Below are 21,433 nucleotides of genomic sequence, written 5' to 3' on the forward strand. Positions count from 1 at the left end.
AATCCTGCAATTCCAAAGCCGCTATCCGCCTCAATCAACAGGCCAGATCAATGGCTTGCGGATAGTTCACGGCCGACTCACTATTTCTATGCTGAACAGTCTCGCCTGAGTATATGTTTTAGCTAGTCGCTAATTAGACGGAATTCTGCCAGTCTGCATTCCCCCCTGATCTGATGTAGAGCAGCTTCCAAGTGGGAATTAGCCCCCCATCGACCGGATCGGGCGACACGAACATGCGCTGAAGGCTTGGCGGAACGGCTACTGGGACCATGATGCTACTCGAATGCAAGATAGTGTCAGAACGTCCCGGGAAGGCTGCAGGCAGGGGATGTCAGGTCAATCAGCCTATAGATATGATACCGCCCATTCGCTGAGACTTCACGATGGGCATAGGAGGTGGGAATTCTTGCCTTGAGATGGACGCGGCTGTCGGAGCAGGCGAGCACGGCAGCAGCGATGGCCTGAACCTTCGGGCCGCTGACAAAAACGTTCACCACCGCACGCGAGCCGAACCCGTCGAGATACGTCTCGAAAGCATCGAGGTGGGCCATCAGCCCGAAAGCCTGGATGTCGCGAACTTCGCCATCTTCGAGCCGGTGGGTTTCACGTACCTTGGCCACCTGTTGATCGAGCAAAGCATCGATATGCGCATTCTTGTCGCTTCTTGGGACGAGGAGCGAGATCCGTTCCGGACTGACGATATCGATCAATCCGTAGAATACGTCGGCATCTCCTCCGATCCCCACGAGCAGGACTTTCTCTTCGCCCATTCCTCCGCTGCCTTGAAGATGAGGGACGGTGACGTATCGGTCCAAGCCGCTGGAAAAATCCTCTTTGCCGATCGCGTTCCCGTAGATACCTTCGGCGTACCCGAATTCGAGAGACTGAATCGACATTTTCTTGAATGCCACCGCAATCAGCCATTGGATGTAGATTCGCGGCATCGTCGAGCACTCGACGAAAACCTTCCGCAGGCTTCCTTCGTATGAGCCACATGAAGCGGCCATCTGAGTGAGCAGGTGATCGAGGAGATTGATGTTCTTCTGATACTCGATGGAAGGCTCGAGGGTGATCACAGTCACTTCGACGCCCCATCGGGTACCCATAGCGATGAGCTTTCGCCGGTTTTCTTCGACGGCTGGGACGTTCGCTTCCTTCAGAGCAAAGTCCAGAACCACGATCTTGCCGACCTTCAGGTCAAGATGGTTTTCGAACGCGGCGAAACGCGTTTCCCATCCAAGCGCGACGATCGCGATATCTGCCTCCATCGTTTCGCAGGTACCTGCATCTCTCGCCTTCTCGGTGACGGCCAGATGGCCGAAGACTCGATACTCGACAGTTGAAGCGGTCATTCGAGATCGCTCTCGAAAAGCGAGTGCTGGAATTCGGTCTTGAGTGCGGGCCGCGCGACGAGCTCCTTAAACACCGAGTCGGCCCAGTCTTCTGGGAGCCGATGCCTGGTAAAAAGCAGGTCGACCATCCGCGCCGCAGGGATTGTGTTGATTTCGTACGGGCCGCGATAGGAGAACCCGAAGTAAGGTGCAAATCGCCGATGCAATCTGATCATCATCTCCTTCGATGCGGGGTCGGCGCGGTCCACCTCAAAGTTGCCGGCGGCGGAGACCTCCCGGATAAACCCATCCCTTTCCGCCCGACGCAGGACCTCGTCCAGTTTTCCGCTGGGTTGCTCCAGTCGGTTCACCAGCGAGCGCATTTCCTTTAGATCAACCCTGAAAATGCCTCTCTCTGTCGTTCCTAGAGCATTTTCTTCGGCAAACTCTGTCTGGAGGCGAGCGGTCAGGTAACCCAACGCCCGCACCATGCGCACGCTCTCTTCTTCGTACGGATGTGAAAGCGCCTGAAGTCCATCAAGCTTCCGTTGAGAGGCGGCGTTCACAGCCTGTCTCTGCTGTTCGAGATGAATCTGTAAATCCGAGTTGATGAATTCCACCAGTTTTCGTGGATCACTGGAACTCGGAACACTGCGGCGGAAGATCTCTCCCATTATATCAAGGAAATCGCGTATACAGACGTCGCTCAATGATGTGATGATCTGGTGCCCTACGTACGGGTAGTCATGCAGACGCAGCATCTGGCACGCTTTCAGAAAAGCCCATCCCTGTTTCCGGGCGATCGACCTCTTCAGATTTGAAGCATCCGCCTTGCTCATGGGCCGGCGCTTAATTTCCGGGTTCATGAGCGCGAGCGCCAGCCCTTCGGCATAAGGGCGCGCTTTTCGATCAAGAAGGAATTGCTGCTGATCCGCCGTCCTCAAATTCACGGAGAGGAATTCACGTGCTGCATCAGCAAGTGCCACAAGCTCTTCTCTGCCCTCGGAATGACCCGATATGATAACCCGCTCGATGATGTCATTGACGGAAAGCCGCCCCAGCCGGTTTTTGAGCGAAAACGCGCTGAGCGCATCGTTGCGCTCGAGATCACTCCGCAGATGGTCAGGAAGCGCATAGTACAGCCGAAGCGACGACACGTTCTCGCACAGCGTGGCGAACTCCCTCGGATCGACTGAATCAAGATTCTCGACGTCCCGGTCAGCATTCGAGAGCGACTGGCCGGGTATGATCGTCCGGATCGTGTCGTAGAGGCCGCCGATGTAGGCGAGGACCCATTTCACGTTGCCGCGCGTCTTTCTCACCAAGGTGTTCAGGAACTGCTGTTGGAGCGGTGTCAGTGCTTCACAGTCGTCAATCAGTATCTTGAAGAAGGGCGCCCTGTCACCGGCGAAAGATGGGCCATTTAAAAGTGGAGTGATCGCGGTCGCGACCTTGTTAATGATCGCGCCAGGGTCTGTTGCTCTGAAGCCGGTCGCTCCGGCATCGGCGGCAAAGAAGAACGCGTTGAAGCATTCGTCGACGTACCGGGTTATCCCACCCCGCAGCTCATCGATGCTGAAGAAGTCGAGACGGGCAGGTTGGGGTATGAAGTGCAGCACTTCGCGATGCAGTGCCAGGGCGACGTCCCTATCTTCGGAGGCCCGGTATTTCAAGTGGCCGTCGCGTCTGAGCTGGCCGATGCTCTCGAGCAGGCGTTCGACTATCTTCAGCTCCAGATAGTGAGAGAAGATTACGAATTGCCGCGGGATCACGGCGGCCGTGTCGAAGCGTATCCGCTCCGGAATGAGGTTCAGAACGGCGTTGTCGATTAGGGGCGAGAATGTCTCATTGAGCTGGAAGAAGACGCCATACCAAGCGAGCTTGCCGACTTGGTCCGAGAGACTTTTGTCTTCAAGAATATGGACTGTGGAAAGCGAGCGAAGAATGCTGGTCTTGCCGCTGCCTCTCGTCCCTGCGACGAAGACCGGCTTGGCGGCGGCAGAAATCAACGCCGACTTCTGACTGAACCACAGTATCGGGCGGCTTTCGTACTCGATCCTGTTGGGGCCGAACGGATTCTCCATCGCTATTCGTCCCTTACCTTAATGCGCCAAGCCGAGTTTGCCTTGGTGAGGCCGTCTATCTCGATGAAGCGCGCCGCTTGGAGCATCAGAAGAGAGTCTTCCAGATCTAGCCCGAGCTCGGCGGAGGCAGCAATCTCAGTGATCTCGTCCCAGAAGAGTAACCCATTCCCGCGCCTGGTGGCATGGTCGCGCAGTCGGCGCAGCAGGTCAAACGTGTCGTTGTTCAGAAAGGCCTTGCCGTTGGACATGGTCGAAATAAAGCAATGTTCGCCTTCCATGACCGTCCCGTCGGCGACATTGGTGCGGTAGGGTATAAGTCGGATGCCGACGAGCTCTCCCTGATCGGTCGTGAAGAAGACGAGCTCATTGAAACCTGACTGTATCTCTGGTGCTGAGATGCAGATCAATTTGCCGTCCGGAAACCTTGGATCGTTGACGATCTCGACCGGATCAGCATGTATGTGTCCATGCAGGTAGACGATAGGCTTGTTGCCCTGCAGCAGCTGAGTTCTGACAAATCCGCTGTTGAGCATCTCCGCGTATGGCGTAATGCGCGGAGTCTTTTGTGGCAGCAGATTGTGATGGCCGATTATGATGCCGTAACGCATGTCGGGCTGCTGGAGCAATTCCTGTAGGCCTGCAAGCATCTCACGCGAGATGTATGGCGTGTCCATCTGACCGTAATACTCGTCGTCGGACGCCTCCTTGTCTGGATCGCTGGGAGGTGTCGCGGGCGAATGTCCCGAGATGTCCGGCGAGCCGAGATCTAGAGGCTCTGTAGAAGGACTGAGTGCCTCGAGACGATCACGAAGGAACGCGGGAAGGTTTTGAAGCTCCCAACTGCCTATCGCTGTGTTGACGAGGATGAAGTTTGCGCCTGCGGATCCTGTCGGAAGTCTGAAGTGCACGGGTTGGTCCACGGGAACGGTCTGCCAACCCAAGCGGGCGGCTAAACTCGCCATTTCGCTGAATTTCTCAGTCGGTCCAAGTTCGCGCGCGTCATCACGGTTCACATCGTGATTTCCCGGTACGAATATCAACGGAAGCGCCTTTGAACTGCGTCCCTGTGCGCGGCAGAGCAACGTGAAATGCTGGAATGCCGAAGCAATGAAGGTCTTGTCGCCACGGCTCGTGAAATCCCCCATGAAGGCGATCGAATCCAAGGGCTTCGAAGTCGTCAGCCGCCGAAGTTTCGTCAAGACGGCACGCAGCGAAGACGCGCGTAGCTTCTGCGTTATTTTCGGAGCGAACTTGCTATCCTTGGCATCGATGTTGCTAGAGGAAGGATGCCAGTCCGGATAGTGAATATCGCCTACTTGAAGGATTCGCACCCGCCGCATAACTCGCCCCCCTGCCGAGAGCCATAGACTAATCCGTTCGCTTTTGCCAAGCGCGAACGATCATCCGCAGTGTCCTTAACGAGGTAGCCTGCACTTTTCGAGAATTGCCACGGCGGCTATTTTTCGGCTGTGAAGCACACGAGACCCGTGACGTGAGACCCAGTTGCTCAATGCCCAGTTGCTCAATGAGCTTTCTTACGAATAAGGGAGAATTTCCGCGGCCGGACTATCTCTGAGCGAGCGTGCATGACTGCCAACGGAAGGTCTTGCACGCACCCTTGCGATCTTGAGCAATGGTCGCCATGACTTTCTTCTTGCAGGCTTTTGAGTGGCCCAGCCTGCGATCACCAGACCCCACCGATTCTAAAGAGCGTGGCAGATGGGATAGTCGAGGTTGCCCGTGCACAGTCACGCTCAGGGCTTGCGCCGCCCAGAGGACACGCTGAAAAGGCAGATTGGGGCGCAAGCACGCCATTCACGAGAGGTTCGACATGAAGACCATGCAAGAAAAAGACATTCCGGCATTCGTACAAGCAGTTGTGGACGCCGGCTGCAAAATTTGCGCGATTGGCAACTTGGGATACGTCTTTGGCGATGCTGATTTCACGCCAGCGCAACGGAGGGCCGTCGAGCCACAGCTGCGTAGGATTGCTGAAATCTACGGCGAACGCGATCATCTCATGAACGAGATAGCTGTATATCTGCGGTCGATCGGACGCCATGTCGAGGTTGAGCCGAAGACAGGTATTTCCTGATGGCCGTGATCGCGAGAAGCCGTCTTCCAACCTCTGAATCCTAAAGGAGGTGACCCCCAAGGCCGTTCGTCACCTTCGACCAGAATAACCACATCCGTGACCGCCTGAGCTACTTGGTCGATACGCGCACATGGCCAATACAGTTTCTCCATCCTTCACGAAGCGAATGAGGCTTTGGCCATTCAGCCCCGGTCTACGGGGCGTGACTTGTCCCCGATGCATGCGCGAGCTCTCCGCCCGGCTGGCCGCCGGTCGTCGCCACCGGCCGAAGGCGCCCGAATGCGCTTGACAAGATAGCGTCAGCCCGTTCAACCTAAGGCATTCACCAGGGGAGTCCCGGCAAGGGGCTGAGATACTGCTGGCTTTCGCGGCGCAGTGACCCGTTGAACCTGATCCAGTTCATACTGGCGTAGGGACGGTGCAAGCGCTTTGCGGGAGTTTACGCCCGAGGTCCTGTTGCAGCAGGTCTACAGAAGCGTCTTTTCATCCTTCCGGCACAGAACTGGGTCTCCAATGCATGAGCAAAGGAGCCTCACGATGAATGCCCTCACCCCCGCCGTATCGACGGGACCACTGCCCGCCTCGCGGAAAATCCACAAGCCCGGCGTCCTCTACCCGCAGATCAGGGTGCCGATGCGCGAGATTTCCGTCCATCCGACGGCCGGCGAACCGCCCGTCACCGTCTACGATCCGTCCGGCCCCTACACCGATCCATCAGTCGAAACCAGCATCGAAAAAGGCCTTGCCCGGCTTCGCCACGAATGGGTCACGGCGCGTGGCGATGTCGAAGCCTATGACGGCCGCCACGTCCGGCCGGAAGACAATGGATTCGCCACCGGCGAGCGCCTGACACCGGAATTTCCGATACGCAATCGGCCGCTCAAGGCCAAGCAGGGCAAGGCGGTGACCCAACTTGCCTATGCGCGCGCCGGCATCATCACGCCAGAAATGGAGTTCGTAGCCATCCGCGAGAATCTCGGCCGCGAGGTGATGCGCGGCAAGCTGCAACGCGACGGCGAAGCCTTCGGCGCGGCGATCCCAGATTTCGTCACACCCGAATTCGTGCGCGACGAGGTGGCGCGCGGGCGCGCAATCATTCCCGCCAACATCAATCATCCCGAGAGCGAGCCGATGATCATCGGTCGCAATTTTCTGGTCAAGATCAACGCCAACATCGGTAACTCGGCTGTCACATCGTCGATGGCCGAAGAGGTCGAAAAAATGGTCTGGGCTATCCGCTGGGGCGCGGACACGGTGATGGACCTGTCGACCGGCCGCAACATCCACAACATCCGCGACTGGATCGTGCGCAATGCGCCGGTGCCGATCGGTACGGTGCCGCTCTATCAGGCGCTGGAAAAGGTCAACGGCATCGCCGAGGATCTGAACTGGGAGGTCTACCGCGACACGCTGATCGAGCAGGCCGAGCAAGGCGTCGACTATTTCACCATCCACGCCGGCGTGCGGCTGCACTACATCCCGCTGACCGTCGACCGGGTCACGGGCATCGTCTCGCGCGGCGGCTCGATCATGGCCAAATGGTGCCTGCACCATCACCGGGAGAGCTTCCTCTACGAGCATTTCGAGGAGATCTGCGACATCGCCAGAGCCTATGACGTCTCCTTCTCGCTCGGCGACGGCCTTCGTCCCGGTTCAATCGCCGATGCGAACGACGCGGCGCAATTCGCCGAACTGGAAACACTTGGAGAACTCACCAAGATTGCCTGGGCAAAGGACTGCCAGGTGATGATCGAAGGCCCGGGCCATGTCCCCATGCACAAGATCAAGCAGAACATGGACAAGCAGCTCGCAGTGTGCGGTGAGGCGCCGTTCTACACGTTGGGGCCGCTGACGACCGACATCGCGCCGGGCTATGACCACATCACCTCAGGGATAGGTGCCGCCATGATAGGCTGGTTCGGCACCGCAATGCTTTGCTACGTCACGCCGAAAGAGCATCTCGGCCTTCCCGACCGCAACGACGTCAAGATTGGCGTGATCACCTACAAGATAGCCGCCCATGCAGCCGATCTGGCGAAGGGCCATCCGGCAGCGAAAACCAGGGATGATGCCCTTTCGCGCGCGCGCTTCGAGTTCCGCTGGGAGGACCAGTTCAACCTGTCGCTCGACCCCGAAACCGCACGGTCCTTCCACGACCAGACCTTGCCCAAGGAGGCGCACAAGCTGGCACATTTTTGTTCGATGTGCGGGCCGAAATTCTGCTCCATGCGCATTTCCCACGACATCCGTGCCGAGGCCCAGAAGGAAGGCATGGCGGCAATGGCGGCAAAATACCGGGAGGGCGGCGATCTCTACATGCAGGCGGACGAGACTGGCGTACCGGTCGTGCCAGAGGCTCCCAAACCATCATGAGGGTGCTCGTCAAAGGGGCCGGCGTTGCCGGCCTCACCGTCGCTTTCGAACTCGCCGCCCGCGGCGCGACGGTCACCGTCGCCGAGATGCGGCATGGCCTTGGTGGCAACGCGTCGTGGTTCGCCGGCGGCATGCTGGCGCCATGGTGCGAGCGCGAAAGCGCGGAGCAGCCGGTGCTGGATCTCGGACGCGATGCTGCCGACTGGTGGGATGCGGTGCTGTCGGGTCAGGTGACACGGGCCGGGACATTGGTCGTGGCCGCGCCGCGTGATGCCGGTGAGCTTGACCGGTTCGCCAGTCGCACGTCAGGGCATCGGCGCGTCGATGAAAACGAAATTGCGCTCCTGGAACCCGACCTCGCCGGCCGCTTCCGGCGTGGATTGCTCTTCCCCGACGAGGCTCACCTCGACCCACGCCCGGCGATGGCGGCACTTCATGACAAGCTTGCGACCATGGGTGTCAAATTCCACTTCGGCTGCGACGCCCGGCCTGTTTCGGGATTCGCCCGTCAGATAGACTGCATGGGAATGGCAGCGGCCGATGACAGGCTGCGCGGTGTTCGCGGCGAAATGCTGATCCTTCGCACGCCTGATGTCTCGCTGTCGCGGCCGGTCCGTTTGCTTCATCCACGCTTTCCGCTTTATGCCGTGCCGCGCACCGATCACCGTTTCATGATCGGAGCGACGATGATTGAAAGCCAGAGCGCCGGACCGGTGACGGCGCGTTCCATGATGGAGCTGCTGGGCGCCGCCCATGCCCTCCATCCGGCCTTTGGTGAGGCCGAGATCGTTGAAACCGGTGTGGGTGTCCGTCCGGCATTTCCCGACAATTTGCCACGCGTCGAAACAGACGGTGAGATCATCGCGATCAACGGTCTTTATCGTCACGGTTTTCTCCTCGCCCCCGCCATGGCGCGCCAGGCTGCCGACCTGGTTTTCAGTCAAGACAGAACCAAGGAGCATGCTCATGAAACTGATGGTCAACGGCGAGGCGCGTGAGATTGCCGCCACCACGCTGGCCGAGTTGCTTGCCGCGCTCGACTATGAGGGCGATTGGCTCGCCACCGCCGTCAACAGCGACCTCGTGCACAAAGCCAACCGCGCGGAGTTCCAGTTGAGCGACGGCGACCGGATCGAAATCCTCTCGCCCATGCAGGGCGGCTAGCATGTTGGAGCTTTATGGAACCGAGCTTTCGTCGCGCCTGCTTCTCGGCACGGCTCAGTATCCTTCGCCGGCCATCCTTGCCGATGCAGTCAAGGCATCGGGCACGTCGGTGGTGACCGTCTCGTTGCGGCGTGAGATGGCGGGCGGTAGGGCCGGCGAACAATTCTGGTCGTTGATCCGCTCGCTGGGCGCCAGAACCCTGCCCAATACCGCCGGCTGCCTCTCCGTCAAGGAAGCCGTCACCACCGCGAAAATGGCGCGCGAGGTCTTCGGCACCAACTGGATCAAGCTCGAAGTGATCGGCAATCACGACACGCTACAGCCGGATGTGTTCGGTCTGGTTGAAGCCGCCCGCATCCTGTGCGAGGACGGCTTTGCGGTATTCCCCTATACCACCGACGATCTCGTTGTCGCCGAGCGGCTGCTGGAAGCGGGCTGCAAGGTCCTGATGCCGTGGTGCGCACCGATCGGTTCCGCCTTGGGACCGGTCAACATGACGGCGCTGCGCTCGATGCGCGGATATTTCCCTGGCGTCCCGCTGATTGTGGATGCGGGGCTCGGACGGCCGTCGCACGCGGCCACCGTCATGGAACTCGGCTTTGACGCCGTGCTCCTGAACACAGCGGTCGCCAAGGCGGCAGATCCGGTCGGCATGGCGCGTGCTTTCGGTAAGGCGGTCGACGCCGGTCGTGAGGCGTTCAGTTCGGGAATGCTCGAACCGCGCGACGTCGCCGTGCCATCGACACCGATGGTCGGCAGGGCCGTTTTTTCATGAAGCTCGATCCCTTCTACCTGATCGTCGACAGCGCCGCCTGGATCGAAAGGTTGGCGCCGCTCGGCGTCAAGCTGATTCAGCTTCGCATCAAAACCATGGATGAAACCGGGCTGCGCGCGGAGATCCGCAAGTCGAAGGCCTGGTGTGTCCAACACAAAAGCCAGCTCATCATCAATGATTATTGGCGCCTGGCAATCGAGGAAGGCTGCGATTTCGTGCATCTGGGCCAGGAGGATTTGCAAACGGCCGACCTCTCGAGGATACGGGCAGCGGGCGTCAGGCTCGGATTGAGCACGCATGATCATGTCGAGCTGGAAACGGCCATGTTTGCCGAGCCCGACTATGTCGCGCTCGGTCCGATCTATCCCACCACTTTGAAGAAAATGAAGTGGGCACCGCAAGGGCTAGAGCGGATCAGCGAGTGGAAGCGGCGGGTGGCGCCGATCCCATTGGTCGCCATCGGCGGCCTCAACCCCGACCGCCTCGACGGCGTCTTTGAGGCCGGCGCCAACAGCGCCGCAGTGGTCACGGACATCACGTTGAGCTTCGACCCCGAAGCGCGCACGCGAGAATGGATCGAAAAGACGGACCGATGGCGATGAGACGAGAACCGCATGTGCTTGTCGTTGGCGGATCAGATTCCAGCGGGGGTGCTGGAATAGCACGCGACATCGAGACGATCTCTGCCGTTGGCGTGCGCACCTGTCTCGCCGTCACAGCGCTAACGGTGCAAACGCACGACGCCGTGATCGAAATCCATCATTCGCCACCCAGCATGGTGGCCAATCAGATGTGTGCCGCGCTACAGGCCAACGACGTAGCCACAATCAAGATCGGCATGCTGGCGACTGCCAAGATCATTGTTGCCGTTGCCGCAGTGCTGCGCAAATTTCCGCAAGTGCCGGCAGTACTCGACCCTGTGCTGGCCTCCACCTCAGGCCGCGCACTTCTGGAAGCAGGCGCTATCGCTGCCATGAAGCGCGATTTGATGCCGCTTTGCTGCATTGTCACGCCCAACCTTCCTGAACTGGCGCTCCTTACTGGTTCCGAACCGGCTTCGGATGAGGACGGTGCGCTCCAACAAGGACAAAGACTGCAGGCCGTCGGCCCTCAGGCCCTGCTGATCAAGGGTGGGCACGCGTCGGGTCCCCGATCGGCCGATATTCTGTTACGCTCCGATCATGAACCCATCCACTTCGACACGCCGCGCCTTGCTATATCGATGCGCGGAACAGGTTGCATGCTGGCCAGCGCGATTGCGGCGCATCTGGCGAAGGCGAAGTCGCTCGAAGATAGCGTGCGCGAAGGCAAGCTGTTTGTGTTCGAGAAGCTTCAGAAATGCCGGCTGAATAATCACAACGTTCTGCGTCCAGCCAAGCAGACCCATTTTCCAGAATTTTTCCAGTAGCGAGACTGGAGGGCTACTGCTTCTCTATGCCATCCTTACAACGCGTTGAGTTCCACTGTGCCGTCCAGAATTATCTGTCGTTGTCCAGAATTAAGCCGGGCTTAGAACTGAAACGAACCCGCCGAAAGGTACGAGCGGCCCTCACTCGATAAGGGTTACCAAACCTATTCCTGTGGGCTACCAATCCGCGTGGTGGGTGGCCTTAGGTTACCAATCAGTGTGGCGTCCGGAATTATCTGCCTCTCTCCGGAATTAAGCCGAGATTAGAAGATCGGTGCGGTATTGCGCCCGGTCAAACCGTGTCGATTTGCGGCGTAGCCGACGTGTCTCACGCTTGGCGGCGTCGCACGCTGGTCCCGATTGTCGCCCGAATATCTGCCTACCGGCGACAGTGAATGCGCCAAGCTAGACCTTCGTCGATAGGGCGGCTCCGGTTTACCAATCCTGTCGTCCTAGGTTGACCAATCCGTTGTCGACCGTGAGCGGGTTTACCAATAAGGGCGGCTATATTCTGCGCAAACCCAATCACCTGATGCCAATCCAGAATTAATCGTCATTAAGGGCATTGGTAAACTCAGTCTGAAACCCCACCCTTAGCCAGAAAACTCTCCTGTTTTCAATCGCATAGCCCGCCCGCCAGCAACCGATAATTCGGGACCGGTAAACCCGTGAAAGGCCCAATAATTCCGGACGTCACACCAGTCTGCCCTTTTATGCGACTTTTCGAGCACAGACCGGGAACATCTGACCGTTTCCATTCATCGCCCAAGGCCGGTTTAGCGCTGGAAAAGCCAAAGTGCGGGAGTAAGAATGGCCGCAACGGGGCCGGAAGCCGTCGGTCAGCTTTCGGGGAGTGATCCCGGTAAGTTCGCAACTCATTCGCTTCTTTTCTGCAGTCCCCGCCATTACGAGTTGGCGGTGTCGGTCGCCGAGGGGATCAACGCCATTACTGCGGCTAGTTCGGCCCTCCGGACGAGGAATGGCATGCGCGTCGTCCCATAGTGCTTGGCAAGATGGAAGCGGTGCATGCCTCCTACGATGTGAACTTGGCCTTGGTACTCGCCGAGCAAAGGCGGTGTGACACCGCGGCCATGCAGCCATCGGTAGGCGATCCCACAGCTCTTGCTCTTGTAACGTTGATGCCAAGGACCCTTGTCCCTGCTGGCGGCGTAGGTAAGCCTGCCGCCAACGTCAGTGACATCAGCGTCGATAAGAATGAAATCCGTCGAAGCGTGGTCGCTGGGATCATCGCCGTCGAACGCGAGATAGAAGTTTGCAGGATCGCAGTCCCATATCGCAGTCAGTGCAACCGGAATGTTCTTTCTTCCTTTGCACCAGATGTCGACCTTGCGTTTCTCCTGAGCGCGGGCGACCTCGAAGGCTTCGTCTAGTTTTCCTTCCGCGACATCCATGGCTGTGATGACGTTCAAGCCAAGGGCCGTCAGACGGTTGATCTCGTCCACGTTCGCCATGCCTTCTCCTCTGGCAGCAGATTATTATCCACCGTTGGAAGATGCGGCGGCAATCCAAGCCTGAGGCACGAGGGCCTGTCCACGCCATTCCTCAATCAACTTGACTCCGGGAAGCTTGCCCCAGACGTCCTCATCTGCATGATCCAGCACGATGATCTGGAGGCGACCTTTCGCGGCCATGACCTCAGCGCCTAGGAGCGCAAAGACCTTCCTGACGGCGACCACGTCCTGATCCCTCCACGCGATGAGGTCGGGGCCCTCGTCGCCCGCCGCCCGCTTAGGAAAATAGACTTGGCTAGGTTGGTCGAAGATCAGCTGACCAGGGACTGGGTGATGAGGTTCGGCCAGGAAGTAGTGCTGCAGCGCAAGCATTAGTGCGACGTGATACGCGAGCCAATTGGCGCCGCTGCCAATCTCCCACAGGTAGTCCTCACGCGTTCCCCTAGTCACCTTGACGGTCAGGTCTTCAATCAACAGCCTAATCGGGGCCTCGGGCCACTCCGCGTCAAGCTGCGGAATCAGCCGATTGGCATGATGGGAGACTTGGTGCAACGCGTTGAATAGCTTGCGCTGGATGTCGGCCTCGGAGATCGTCTTTTGCAGCGTTGCAATATCGGCCTGCAGCGAGGTGAGTTCCTGCCGCAAATCCGACGACTGGTCGGCGCGGTCGTAGACGTGCAACGCCTGCTCCAATCGACCGAGGAAGCGCTCAAGCCTATCGAAGCGATTGGCCTCGTCTCGGGCGACGTCAGAGTCCCGTTCCAGCACCGCTATCTCGCTACGGACATCGTTCAACTCAGATAGGACCGCTTCAGCGGCGCCGCGCTGGCGCAGGATTTCCTTGTCAAGCGTGTTAGACATCGCAGGGTGGGTCCGCAGTCGGATCTCCAGACCGCCGAGGTTGTCGCAAAGGGCCAAGACCTTCTCGCGGCCGCCGTCCCCGAGTGCGACCAACGGATCGGCGAACTCGTCGGCCAAGTCCCTCAGCCACGTGGAAAGGTCCAAGCGGTCACGTTGGATGCGCATGGCGTCGCCGTACGCCTCGCTGCTCTCCACCAGACGGCGCAGTTCGTTCAGGCGCTGACGATGCTCGGTAAGTCGCGCGGCGATTTCAGTTTCCGACGCACGAAGGGTTTCCAGACGCGTCAGCACCACATCGATGCCGGCCAGGCTTGGTCGAGCAAGACTTGAGTTGCTGTTCGACACGCGCCGAAGCAGGTCAACAACGTCACTCCAGTCCTTCGGCACTTCAGTGGAGGAATCGACTAGGCCAAGTTCGACTGCCTGACGCAGCCACGCCTCCGCCTCCGCCCGCCAAGCGCCAGTTGCCGACACGATCGCGCGTAGCTCAGCCTCCTTCCGGCGGAGGTTGCGCTGGAGCCGATCGATCTCAAACCGCGCCTGGAGAATCTTTGCCGTGACCGCGCCCAGAACGTACGGGAAGATGGTCTTTAGCTTCTCCCGGTGTTCCGTCGTATCGGCCTTGAAAAACATCACGTCGGGATTGGCGATCACGTTCTGAGGTTGGAACGTGAAGGCCATGAGGTCGCGGAAGCTTGGCCTTTGCTTGAATCCATTCTCTGTACCTGGTTCGAAGTCGAGGTCAGTCAGTCCTGCCAGGCGGTTCATCGCGCGCTTGACCGTGTCGACATTGGTGGTCTTGTCGGTGATCGTCTCCGGAATTTCGACCTGTGCGCCCTCCAGCAGCACCATGTCGCCTGTGCTCTGTTGGTCCCCCGGTTCGCGTCGCGCCAAGAGCTTTTCGCCCTCCAGCGTCTCGATCAGAATGCCGAACCAGCTGCAGTTCTCGCGGATTACGCCCACCGGAATCGCGCATTTCTCCGAGCCCAGACAGTAATCAACAATAGGGATAACGGCGGACTTCCCGGTCTTCGACGCGCCGCTGATGACGTTGACGACACCGGGCTCGAACTTGACGACCCGCGGCGCTGCACCATTGCGGGGCCAAAGGATCAGTTTTCGAAGCTGGAAATACATCTAGAACTCCACCCGTAACAGGTTGGCCACCTGCGCGGTCCCCAGGTTCGAAAACCAGAAACCCAATTTCTCCGAGGCAGGTCCGAGGTGCTTGACGCGCTCTGGAAGGACGAGCCTCCTCGGTTTCGGTTCTGGTACGTTTGCTCTTAAAGTAGCATCCTTGTAATCCACGGACAGCAGCCGCCCGCTCACACCGACAGCGGCCGATTGCAATGTCAGAGTACGCAGCAGCAGCGCTCGCTCGTGGACGGCGAGGAGTTGTTCCCGTTCCTTCCCGAGCTTGGCCGCGAAGAGCGCCAGTCCAGAGGGTCGGTTTGTCGAAGTCACGATTTCGAGCGTTGCGCGATGCAGGACGATTGGCAGCACGAGAAACGCCAAGGCGAACGGCGCTGGACGTTCGTCCTCAGCCTGGAAACCTTGGCCAAATTGCCACAATGCGAAAGCCCCAAGTCCTGGATTCTGGACAAGGGCGAGGTCGCTGAGCGGTAGGTGCGATCGGCCAGCCTCAATCAAGTCGCTGGCTCCAAAAGAGTCTGGTAGTCGGGATGCCAGCCGAGGCGCAGGCCGTGGGCAAGGGCGTTGAATGATCCGTGGACGAAATGACCGGGGACGACTCGACCATCGAGTGGAGGCTGCAACTGCGCGCAGCGCCTGTAAACTATTCTACCACGAACCGTTGCGGGGTGTCCGGCCTGTATGTCGTGCACCTCTGCACTGACGTGCTCATAGCGACCGACAAGATCATCGTCCCAGTCACTTAGGTTCTTCTCAAAGATTAGCCCGCTTTCGCCCCAGATCGAGATGTCGGCGAGCGTCCTAAGGTAATCGCTAACAGCCCGGACGCACGCTTCGTCTCCCACCTCGATCAGCTCGAGTTGGCGGACGAAGGCGGGACGGTCGGCGATCAATTGTTCGATGGCCTCGACAGGCGGTTGCTTGGTGAAAGACGACAGCAGCCCTGGAAGGTTGTTCTTCTGAACAAATGCTCTTTGCTCGGCCTGAAACGCGTCCACGTCCAAGATGGCGGGCTTGCCAGCTCTAATCAGCCTGTCCGCCGCCTCCTTCGCAGCGCCGATCGCGCGTTCGCACACTAGGTCGATGATGAGCGGAGAGACCGTCGGCTTGAAGATCGCGCGTATCGGATCGACGGGATCTGCATCGACGCTGATAACGGCGAGATTCTTGACCAAGGCGGCGCAATGAGCCGCATCAGCGTTCAGGAAAGCTTGGACGTCGGCGTCGCATGCCGGTGCAGCTTTCAGCTTGCTGTGGGCTTTGGCGAGGTTAGCGACCAGCGCCTCCACGTCGGCATCTGTTTTCGCGTCGTTCAGCGCGATCGCGAAGGCACCCGCCTTCACCGGTGTGACATATAGCCGGAAATGGCTGGTCGCCGGGTCGATCTCTCCCGCCGCCATGAAGCTGAGCCAGTTGGCCAGAGACTTCCACAGGTCCGCAGCCCAGTCGGATATCGGATTTTGCTTCAGTGCGCTCTTGCTTTGCTCAAGAACGACTTCGCCGCCGACCAGGTGAACCGCCACATCGTCTAAATGTTCAAGAGAGACCAAGGCGCCGCTAGGCGCGTTGAGCAGGTGAAAGCAAAGGCGTACAGGTTGAAGCGCATAGCCGAGGTATTGGCCAGCGGCGCTGTGTTTTCCCGTTTGCGTCTTCGCGTTCATTGCCCATCCCGTTCTCCCGAGTCGCACCGGAAGAAGCCAGTAACGATATTGGTATAGTTCGCCGTTGTTTACAATTGGCGCCCCGGCGATAGGACGGCTAGGCGCGATACAATTGCTGTTTAGGGCCAGCTCTCGAAGTCCAGATTCGGCAGGACAATGAATTTGCAGGACGTCCATTATGGGCACATCGGGGCCGTCTATGGCTCGGGCGATATGTCCGCTTTTGGACGAACGCGAAGTTTGCCGGAACGTCTGACTTTGGGCGCATACTTGCCGTCAAATTCGGCGTCCTTCACTGGTTCGTTCACGTATTCCGGAGAAAATTACTGTGCGAGTTGATGGATCCTCGTTCCCGGTACGACAGCCTCAGCTATTTCACATAGATGCTTATGGTGCGTCAGGTAGATGACCTGACCTGTGTTTGCCATCGCTCCGAACAGCCTGAAAACCTCCTCCGAGCGAATATGGTCGAACGTCTCCATGATGTCGTCGGCGACGAATGGGACCGAGGGCCGAAATTGCGCGAACTCGTAATAACCGGCGAGTCTTAGGGCAAGGTACAGCTGAAATCGTGCACCCTTTGAAAGCGCTTCGGTGACCTTGGATTGCCCGTCACCCTGCACAGCAATGAGAACCTCACCACCTCTTACAGGCTGGGTTGTCAGCCCCGAATACTGGCCACGCGTCATTAGCTTGAACGCGTCTGATGCGCGCGCCATCATGCCGGAGCGATGGCTCTCACGGTAGATCCGCAAAGCATTGCCAGCCGACATGATGCCAAGCTTCAGCTCTATGTAGCGAACGGCCTTCTCCTCGATTTCCAGCAGGGTTGTGCGCCGTTCAGCATCCAGGCGTGCAACCGCACTATCACCGCCGATGGCGTCCAGCTTGTCGGCCGCGCGCGTCTGCCGGATCAGCTGTTGCTGGATGGTTTCATCGAACAGGCGAAGCCGCTGCTCACCCTCAGCCTTCTCGACCGCGAGGCCGTCGAAATCGATCGCGTCCAGGATCGAGCGGGCCTGCTCGAATCCGTCGACCGCGAGCTCCGCCACTATCCGTTCCTCAAGTTCGGCGACGGTGGTGCGCAAGCCATCGCGCTCACGCAACAGCTCATCGCGTTCGACTACCTCGGGCAGAGTGGCGACACCAAAGACGCCCAGCACCTCGTTCTTGCGGCGTTCGTGTGCCAAAATCTCAGTGTCGAGGATGTCGCGCGCCTCCTTGAGGCGCTTCAGGTCGTTGCCGAGGCTTGCCTTCGTTTCACGTGTCCGCTCGGCACGCTCTAGGCGCTCGGCAAGGCGGATGGCCAACTGCTCCGGGTCGGTATCCTTCGTCGGCTCGTCGGCTTCAACCGCAACGGCGATGACCTCGACCAGAAAATTGGCCCTGTCGGCCTCCATCTTGTCGATACGCAGCTGCAGGTCGTCCCGTTCCTGCAGGCTTCTTGAAAGTTCGGCCAATTGATCGAGCACAGTGCCGACGCCGGATGCGGAGAGCCCGCTTTCGAGCCAAGTTCCCTTGAGTGCTTCGGTAATGCCGGCCAGCCATTCCTCCTCGCGACGCTCCGCCACACCTACTGCAACCCGTCGTGCCGCTAGATCCTCTTCTTTGGAGCTCACCATTCTGAGCGCCTCGGCATACTCGGCGTCCACCTTGCGCTGCCGATCCAGAAACGGCTCCGCGATGGCCATGATTGCTTCGAGGGTGTCGTTGGACTCTGATACAATGCCGACGCTTCCCAGCACTGCTCTCATTTCCAAGCGTATCTGCTCGCCGGCGTCAGCGGCTCGCTCGGCCTTCAAGCGAGCAAGTTCGATCTGCTCCCAGGCAGCGAGCGCATCGCTGCGCGCCTCGATCTGATCCTCGATCCTTTCGATCAGGCGCTCAGACGAAGGTTCCACGGCGTCTCCGAGCAGGTCCCTGGCGGCCGCGCGGATTTCCAACAATTGGGTATCCACATCCTTGCCGAGCTGTGTGCGTTGGATGCCGTTGCGTGACAGGTTGGCCGCGGCCTCGGCCAGCTCGCGCGTAGTTGCCCGGATCTCAGCCAGATCCGCCGCGCCGGCCAGCCGGCCTGCGCTGGCAATGTCATCGCGCGCCAATGCCACGGCGAAGTCGTCAGCGGTGTCACCGGTCAGCGCTGCGCGGTGCGTTGCCCACGCATCATCGCGAACTCGGCGGATGGCGGTAGCCGCTTCATCGTCGACAATGTCGCCCGAGGCACGAAGGGCATCCAATCGTGCGGCGAGCATGGCATGGTTGCCCTCGTATTCAGCAAGGCGTTCGGCAAGTACGGCGGTGTTCCTTGCCAGTTCTGACGCTACCGTCTTCCAGGCGGCAATCTGCCCGGCGCTCGGAACCGCGACGTTGGCGAGAGCGAGGGCATCTCCGTTCCATGGACGCAAGCGCGCGAGCGCCGCCTTCCATCGGATTGTTCCCGCATCTTCCGCCTCGCGAGCCGTCCTAATCTCTGCCTGGTGTCCGCTTGCTCGCGCTTTCGACAAAGCCGAGCCCAGCCTTGCCCTGGCAGGTTCGGGCACCGCCCTTTCCTCGCCGACCCGCTGCCTTGCCACCTGCAGCGCATCGAGTGCCGCCGCGGCTTCGTCGCGAGCGGCACGCATCCCGGTAGCAATCCCGGACCTCTGCTCGACCATGGCGCGAACGACGCCAACGGTGACGGCAGGCAGAAGCAGCGCGCCAGGATCCGCCTCGGAAGATCGGCCCAAGGCGGCAAGGCAGCTCGCCACGCTGTTGTTGAGGATTTGCAGCTCCATCCTGCGAGTGGGCAAGTCAAAGCCAGCCGCGGTATGGCGCACCTTGCTCTCCGCCAGCCCGCGAATGCGTTCGGAAATCGACAGGATCGGTTCGTCCTCGTCGACCGCAGTGACTTTTTCCGCCAGGCGCTCGGTCTCGTCGATGTTTGCGGACAGCCGCGTTCTGAGGCTGGCATCGTCATCGATCAGTTCGGTGACACTTCCCGTCGATGTCCGGGCTGGGGAGGCGATGTCCGGCAGCTGATCCAGCCGGGCAATCTTGCGCCGGATATCCGCCAGCATCGGCGCAGCACGCACGTAACGAGCAAAGGTATCCAGCCTGGCCACCAGCACCGCCCGATCGCTGATGGTTCGGCCGTACTGCTGCGCTGCATCGAGACGTTCGGCCTCCAGGCCCTCGTAGGTTGATGCAAGGGTGTCGATCGCATCCCTGCGCGACTTTACGTCAACAAGGCGCTTCTTCAACAGCGCCAGTTCGGTTCCATGCGCCTGCTTCCGATACAGAGCGTCTGCTTCGGCCTCGAGGGCGTTCAACGTATCACTTGCGTTCCCAAGACCGGCGCTGGCCGTGAACAGAAGCTTGCCGAGGTCGCCCCGCGACTCCAGGATAGATTTTCCGCCGGCTTCCAACGTCTCGTCATCGAGTGAGAACATCGTCGTGTAGGCGTCGCGCGACAGACCGGCGAGATGCGCCGTGATCGCCACCTCGCTTACCGGTTGGCCCGTCGCATTCAATAGCGAATTACTGCGCTGTTTCGTACGCGTGAACGTGTGTTCGGAGCCGGCCAGTTCCAGCACCCCGCCGATGCGCATGGCACTGTACTCGTGCAGGAAGTTGTAGCGGCTCCGTTCCTCGATGCCGAACAGCAAGTCTAGATAGGCCGAAAGCGCAGTCGATTTGCCGGCCTCATTCAGGCCAAACACGATATGCAGATCAGGTCCGGATTCCGGTTTGGGTCCGAAGTCGATCGAACGATCGGTGAACTTTCCATAACGAATGAGGTCAAGGCGCCGCAACCTCATGACGATCCACCGGCCTTAAGGCGGGCAGTCACCAAGTCCGCGCCCTTGGAAAGCACCTGATCGAGGAACTGTTCCAGCCCGGCTTCGTCCGTCCCAGCAAAATCCCGCCCGTCGGCCGGAAGGTCGGCGACCATCTTTTGGACGAACGCCCTCGCCTCAGCGCGGAAGGCCTCCGAGGTGGCATCGGCACGCATTGATTGCTCGAGTTCGAAAATCGGATCAGCAATATCCTCGGCGGTCTCCGTCCGAGGCGGCGCGAGGTCAAGCTCGAGCTTCTCCACCCACGTATGGCCTAGCTGTTCCGCAGCCTGTTCGGCTTCGGCAAGAAGGAGGTCCCTGTCGCGGATCAGCGCCCACATCAGTGGTGACGTTCCTGTCAGGCCAATGCGAGCCACAGCATGACGCGATCGGACGGTTGCCCGCATCTCTTCGAGTGCGAAGCGAACACGCGCGACGGCCTCGGGCCACTCCACCGCTCCGGTAAGGTCGACGCTCACCCGTTCGAACTGCGCAACGCTGGTCAGCCGTTCCTCGATCTCCACCGAACGGTCGTGGCGCACCGTCACCAGGGTGACTGATTTCTCACCGGCCTCGTTGATATCCCTCCCCTGCGGTATTCCCGGCATCACCACGGCACTGGCGCCAGGATGGACTTGGCGAGCATGGATGTGGCCGAGGGCCCAATAGTCGAAACCGTGGGCGTGCAAGTCAGCGATGCTGCAGGGCGCGTAAACGTCGTGACCTGGCGATCCAGCCAGACTGGTATGCATGATGCCTATGTTGACGGCCCCTTCACGAGCCGCCGGATATTTGGTTAACAGGCTGTCCGGCGCCTTAGGGTTCGCAAAGCTCAAACCATGGAATACGACGTCCAGACCGCCGGCTGTCTGCAATACCGACTGAGCACGACCACCAAAGATGGTAACGGTGTCGGGAAATACCAGCTGTTTGGAAATCCGCGACAGGGCGTCATGATTACCGCGGATCTTGAAAACCATGATGCCGGCCTGGTGCAGGCGTGTCATCTGCGCGCCCAAGAACCGCGCTGTCTTCATTGAAGTCTGGTCGCCATCGTATAGGTCGCCAGCAATGACCAACGCGGCCACACGTTCCTCAAGGCAGAGATCCACTATCGAAACGAATGCCTGGCGGCTGGCGTCGCCCACCAGCCCGGCAAGATCGGGATTTCGCATCGCCAGCGAACGAAGCGGCGAGTCGAGATGAATATCGGCCGTGTGTACGAATCGAAATGCCATTCGG

Annotated in this window: 16 protein-coding genes and 1 riboswitch; of the genes, 7 read left to right on the top strand and 9 right to left on the bottom strand. The window is 59.5% G+C overall.

The annotated features are described in order from the left end of the window. Window positions 1–296: 296 nt before the first annotated feature. The 3 genes from FJV77_RS30510 to FJV77_RS30520 are packed head-to-tail and all read right to left on the bottom strand — an operon-like array spanning window position 297 to window position 4,755. A complete protein-coding gene (locus tag FJV77_RS30510; RefSeq protein WP_063169411.1) occupies window positions 297–1,352 on the bottom strand; it encodes a hypothetical protein in 1,056 nt (351 codons plus the stop codon). Further along, window positions 1,349–3,415 carry a hypothetical protein gene (locus FJV77_RS30515; RefSeq protein WP_063169412.1) on the bottom strand — a complete coding sequence of 689 codons (2,067 nt, stop codon included), beginning with the start codon at window positions 3,413–3,415 and terminating at the stop codon, window positions 1,349–1,351. The genes FJV77_RS30510 and FJV77_RS30515 overlap by 4 nt, the downstream gene beginning before the upstream one ends. Before the next feature lie 2 nt (window positions 3,416–3,417). Continuing rightward, window positions 3,418–4,755 (bottom strand): metallophosphoesterase, encoded by a 1,338-nt coding sequence (locus FJV77_RS30520; RefSeq protein ID WP_063169413.1) that lies wholly within the window; start codon window positions 4,753–4,755, stop codon window positions 3,418–3,420. 491 nt (window positions 4,756–5,246) lie between these two features. Here FJV77_RS30520 and FJV77_RS30525 point away from each other — a divergent pair, with 491 nt between their 5' ends. From FJV77_RS30525 to FJV77_RS30560, 7 genes are all read left to right on the top strand, one after another. Beyond that, window positions 5,247–5,510, top strand: coding sequence for a hypothetical protein (locus FJV77_RS30525; protein WP_082826710.1), 264 nt, complete (start codon window positions 5,247–5,249; stop codon window positions 5,508–5,510). 317 nt (window positions 5,511–5,827) lie between these two features. Further along, a riboswitch (TPP riboswitch) is annotated at window positions 5,828–5,944 on the top strand. A gap of 103 nt (window positions 5,945–6,047) precedes the next feature. Further along, a complete protein-coding gene (gene thiC, locus FJV77_RS30535) occupies window positions 6,048–7,883 on the top strand; it encodes a phosphomethylpyrimidine synthase ThiC (protein WP_063169414.1) in 1,836 nt (611 codons plus the stop codon). After that, on the top strand, window positions 7,880–8,881 hold the full coding sequence (thiO, locus tag FJV77_RS30540; RefSeq protein ID WP_063169415.1) for a glycine oxidase ThiO: 1,002 nt from the start codon (window positions 7,880–7,882) through the stop codon (window positions 8,879–8,881). The genes thiC and thiO overlap by 4 nt, the downstream gene beginning before the upstream one ends. Next, entirely contained in the window at window positions 8,850–9,047 is a 198-nt protein-coding gene (thiS, locus tag FJV77_RS30545; protein ID WP_024504260.1) for a sulfur carrier protein ThiS, read from the top strand. Before thiO ends, thiS begins: the two co-directional genes overlap by 32 nt. Window position 9,048: 1 nt before the next feature. Beyond that, window positions 9,049–9,822 (top strand): thiazole synthase, encoded by a 774-nt coding sequence (locus tag FJV77_RS30550; RefSeq protein WP_024504259.1) that lies wholly within the window; start codon window positions 9,049–9,051, stop codon window positions 9,820–9,822. Beyond that, complete coding sequence (locus tag FJV77_RS30555; protein WP_063169416.1) at window positions 9,819–10,424, top strand: thiamine phosphate synthase; 606 nt, start codon at window positions 9,819–9,821, stop codon at window positions 10,422–10,424. Before FJV77_RS30550 ends, FJV77_RS30555 begins: the two co-directional genes overlap by 4 nt. Next, window positions 10,415–11,230, top strand: coding sequence for a hydroxymethylpyrimidine/phosphomethylpyrimidine kinase (locus FJV77_RS30560; RefSeq protein ID WP_063169417.1), 816 nt, complete (start codon window positions 10,415–10,417; stop codon window positions 11,228–11,230). The genes FJV77_RS30555 and FJV77_RS30560 overlap by 10 nt, the downstream gene beginning before the upstream one ends. 905 nt (window positions 11,231–12,135) lie before the next feature. Here FJV77_RS30560 and FJV77_RS30565 read toward each other — a convergent pair. From FJV77_RS30565 to FJV77_RS30590, 6 genes are all read right to left on the bottom strand, one after another. Further along, on the bottom strand, window positions 12,136–12,702 hold the full coding sequence (locus tag FJV77_RS30565; protein ID WP_063169418.1) for a hypothetical protein: 567 nt from the start codon (window positions 12,700–12,702) through the stop codon (window positions 12,136–12,138). Window positions 12,703–12,726: 24 nt separating this feature from the next. Continuing rightward, window positions 12,727–14,700, bottom strand: coding sequence for a DUF3732 domain-containing protein (locus tag FJV77_RS30570; RefSeq protein ID WP_063169419.1), 1,974 nt, complete (start codon window positions 14,698–14,700; stop codon window positions 12,727–12,729). After that, window positions 14,701–15,213, bottom strand: a complete 513-nt coding sequence (locus FJV77_RS30575) for a three component ABC system middle component (RefSeq protein WP_063169420.1) — start codon at window positions 15,211–15,213, stop codon at window positions 14,701–14,703. Continuing rightward, entirely contained in the window at window positions 15,210–16,376 is a 1,167-nt protein-coding gene (locus FJV77_RS30580) for an ABC-three component system protein (RefSeq protein WP_063169421.1), read from the bottom strand. Before FJV77_RS30580 ends, FJV77_RS30575 begins: the two co-directional genes overlap by 4 nt. A gap of 323 nt (window positions 16,377–16,699) precedes the next feature. Then, on the bottom strand, window positions 16,700–20,173 hold the full coding sequence (locus FJV77_RS30585; RefSeq protein WP_063169422.1) for an AAA family ATPase: 3,474 nt from the start codon (window positions 20,171–20,173) through the stop codon (window positions 16,700–16,702). Beyond that, window positions 20,170–21,429: a DNA repair exonuclease gene (locus tag FJV77_RS30590; RefSeq protein WP_063169423.1), complete on the bottom strand. Its 1,260-nt coding sequence runs from the start codon at window positions 21,427–21,429 to the stop codon at window positions 20,170–20,172. Before FJV77_RS30590 ends, FJV77_RS30585 begins: the two co-directional genes overlap by 4 nt. Between the last annotated feature and the right edge of the window lie 4 nt (window positions 21,430–21,433).

The sequence above is a fragment of the Mesorhizobium sp. WSM4306 genome (assembly GCF_007003975.1).
GTDB lineage: Bacteria > Pseudomonadota > Alphaproteobacteria > Rhizobiales > Rhizobiaceae > Mesorhizobium.

Bases quoted from the DNA above. Each gene is read 5' to 3' on its own strand.
- FJV77_RS30590 (WP_063169423.1), bottom strand. From the start codon at position 21,429: ATGGCATTTCGATTCGTACACACGGCCGATATTCATCTCGACTCGCCG.
- FJV77_RS30570 (WP_063169419.1), bottom strand. From the start codon at position 14,700: ATGTATTTCCAGCTTCGAAAACTGATCCTTTGGCCCCGCAATGGTGCA.
- thiS (WP_024504260.1), top strand. From the start codon at position 8,850: ATGAAACTGATGGTCAACGGCGAGGCGCGTGAGATTGCCGCCACCACG.
- FJV77_RS30550 (WP_024504259.1), top strand. From the start codon at position 9,049: ATGTTGGAGCTTTATGGAACCGAGCTTTCGTCGCGCCTGCTTCTCGGC.
- FJV77_RS30510 (WP_063169411.1), bottom strand. From the start codon at position 1,352: ATGACCGCTTCAACTGTCGAGTATCGAGTCTTCGGCCATCTGGCCGTC.
- FJV77_RS30580 (WP_063169421.1), bottom strand. From the start codon at position 16,376: ATGAACGCGAAGACGCAAACGGGAAAACACAGCGCCGCTGGCCAATAC.
- FJV77_RS30525 (WP_082826710.1), top strand. From the start codon at position 5,247: ATGAAGACCATGCAAGAAAAAGACATTCCGGCATTCGTACAAGCAGTT.
- FJV77_RS30585 (WP_063169422.1), bottom strand. From the start codon at position 20,173: ATGAGGTTGCGGCGCCTTGACCTCATTCGTTATGGAAAGTTCACCGAT.
- FJV77_RS30520 (WP_063169413.1), bottom strand. From the start codon at position 4,755: ATGCGGCGGGTGCGAATCCTTCAAGTAGGCGATATTCACTATCCGGAC.
- thiC (WP_063169414.1), top strand. From the start codon at position 6,048: ATGAATGCCCTCACCCCCGCCGTATCGACGGGACCACTGCCCGCCTCG.
- FJV77_RS30555 (WP_063169416.1), top strand. From the start codon at position 9,819: ATGAAGCTCGATCCCTTCTACCTGATCGTCGACAGCGCCGCCTGGATC.
- FJV77_RS30515 (WP_063169412.1), bottom strand. From the start codon at position 3,415: ATGGAGAATCCGTTCGGCCCCAACAGGATCGAGTACGAAAGCCGCCCG.
- thiO (WP_063169415.1), top strand. From the start codon at position 7,880: ATGAGGGTGCTCGTCAAAGGGGCCGGCGTTGCCGGCCTCACCGTCGCT.
- FJV77_RS30560 (WP_063169417.1), top strand. From the start codon at position 10,415: ATGGCGATGAGACGAGAACCGCATGTGCTTGTCGTTGGCGGATCAGAT.
- FJV77_RS30565 (WP_063169418.1), bottom strand. From the start codon at position 12,702: ATGGCGAACGTGGACGAGATCAACCGTCTGACGGCCCTTGGCTTGAAC.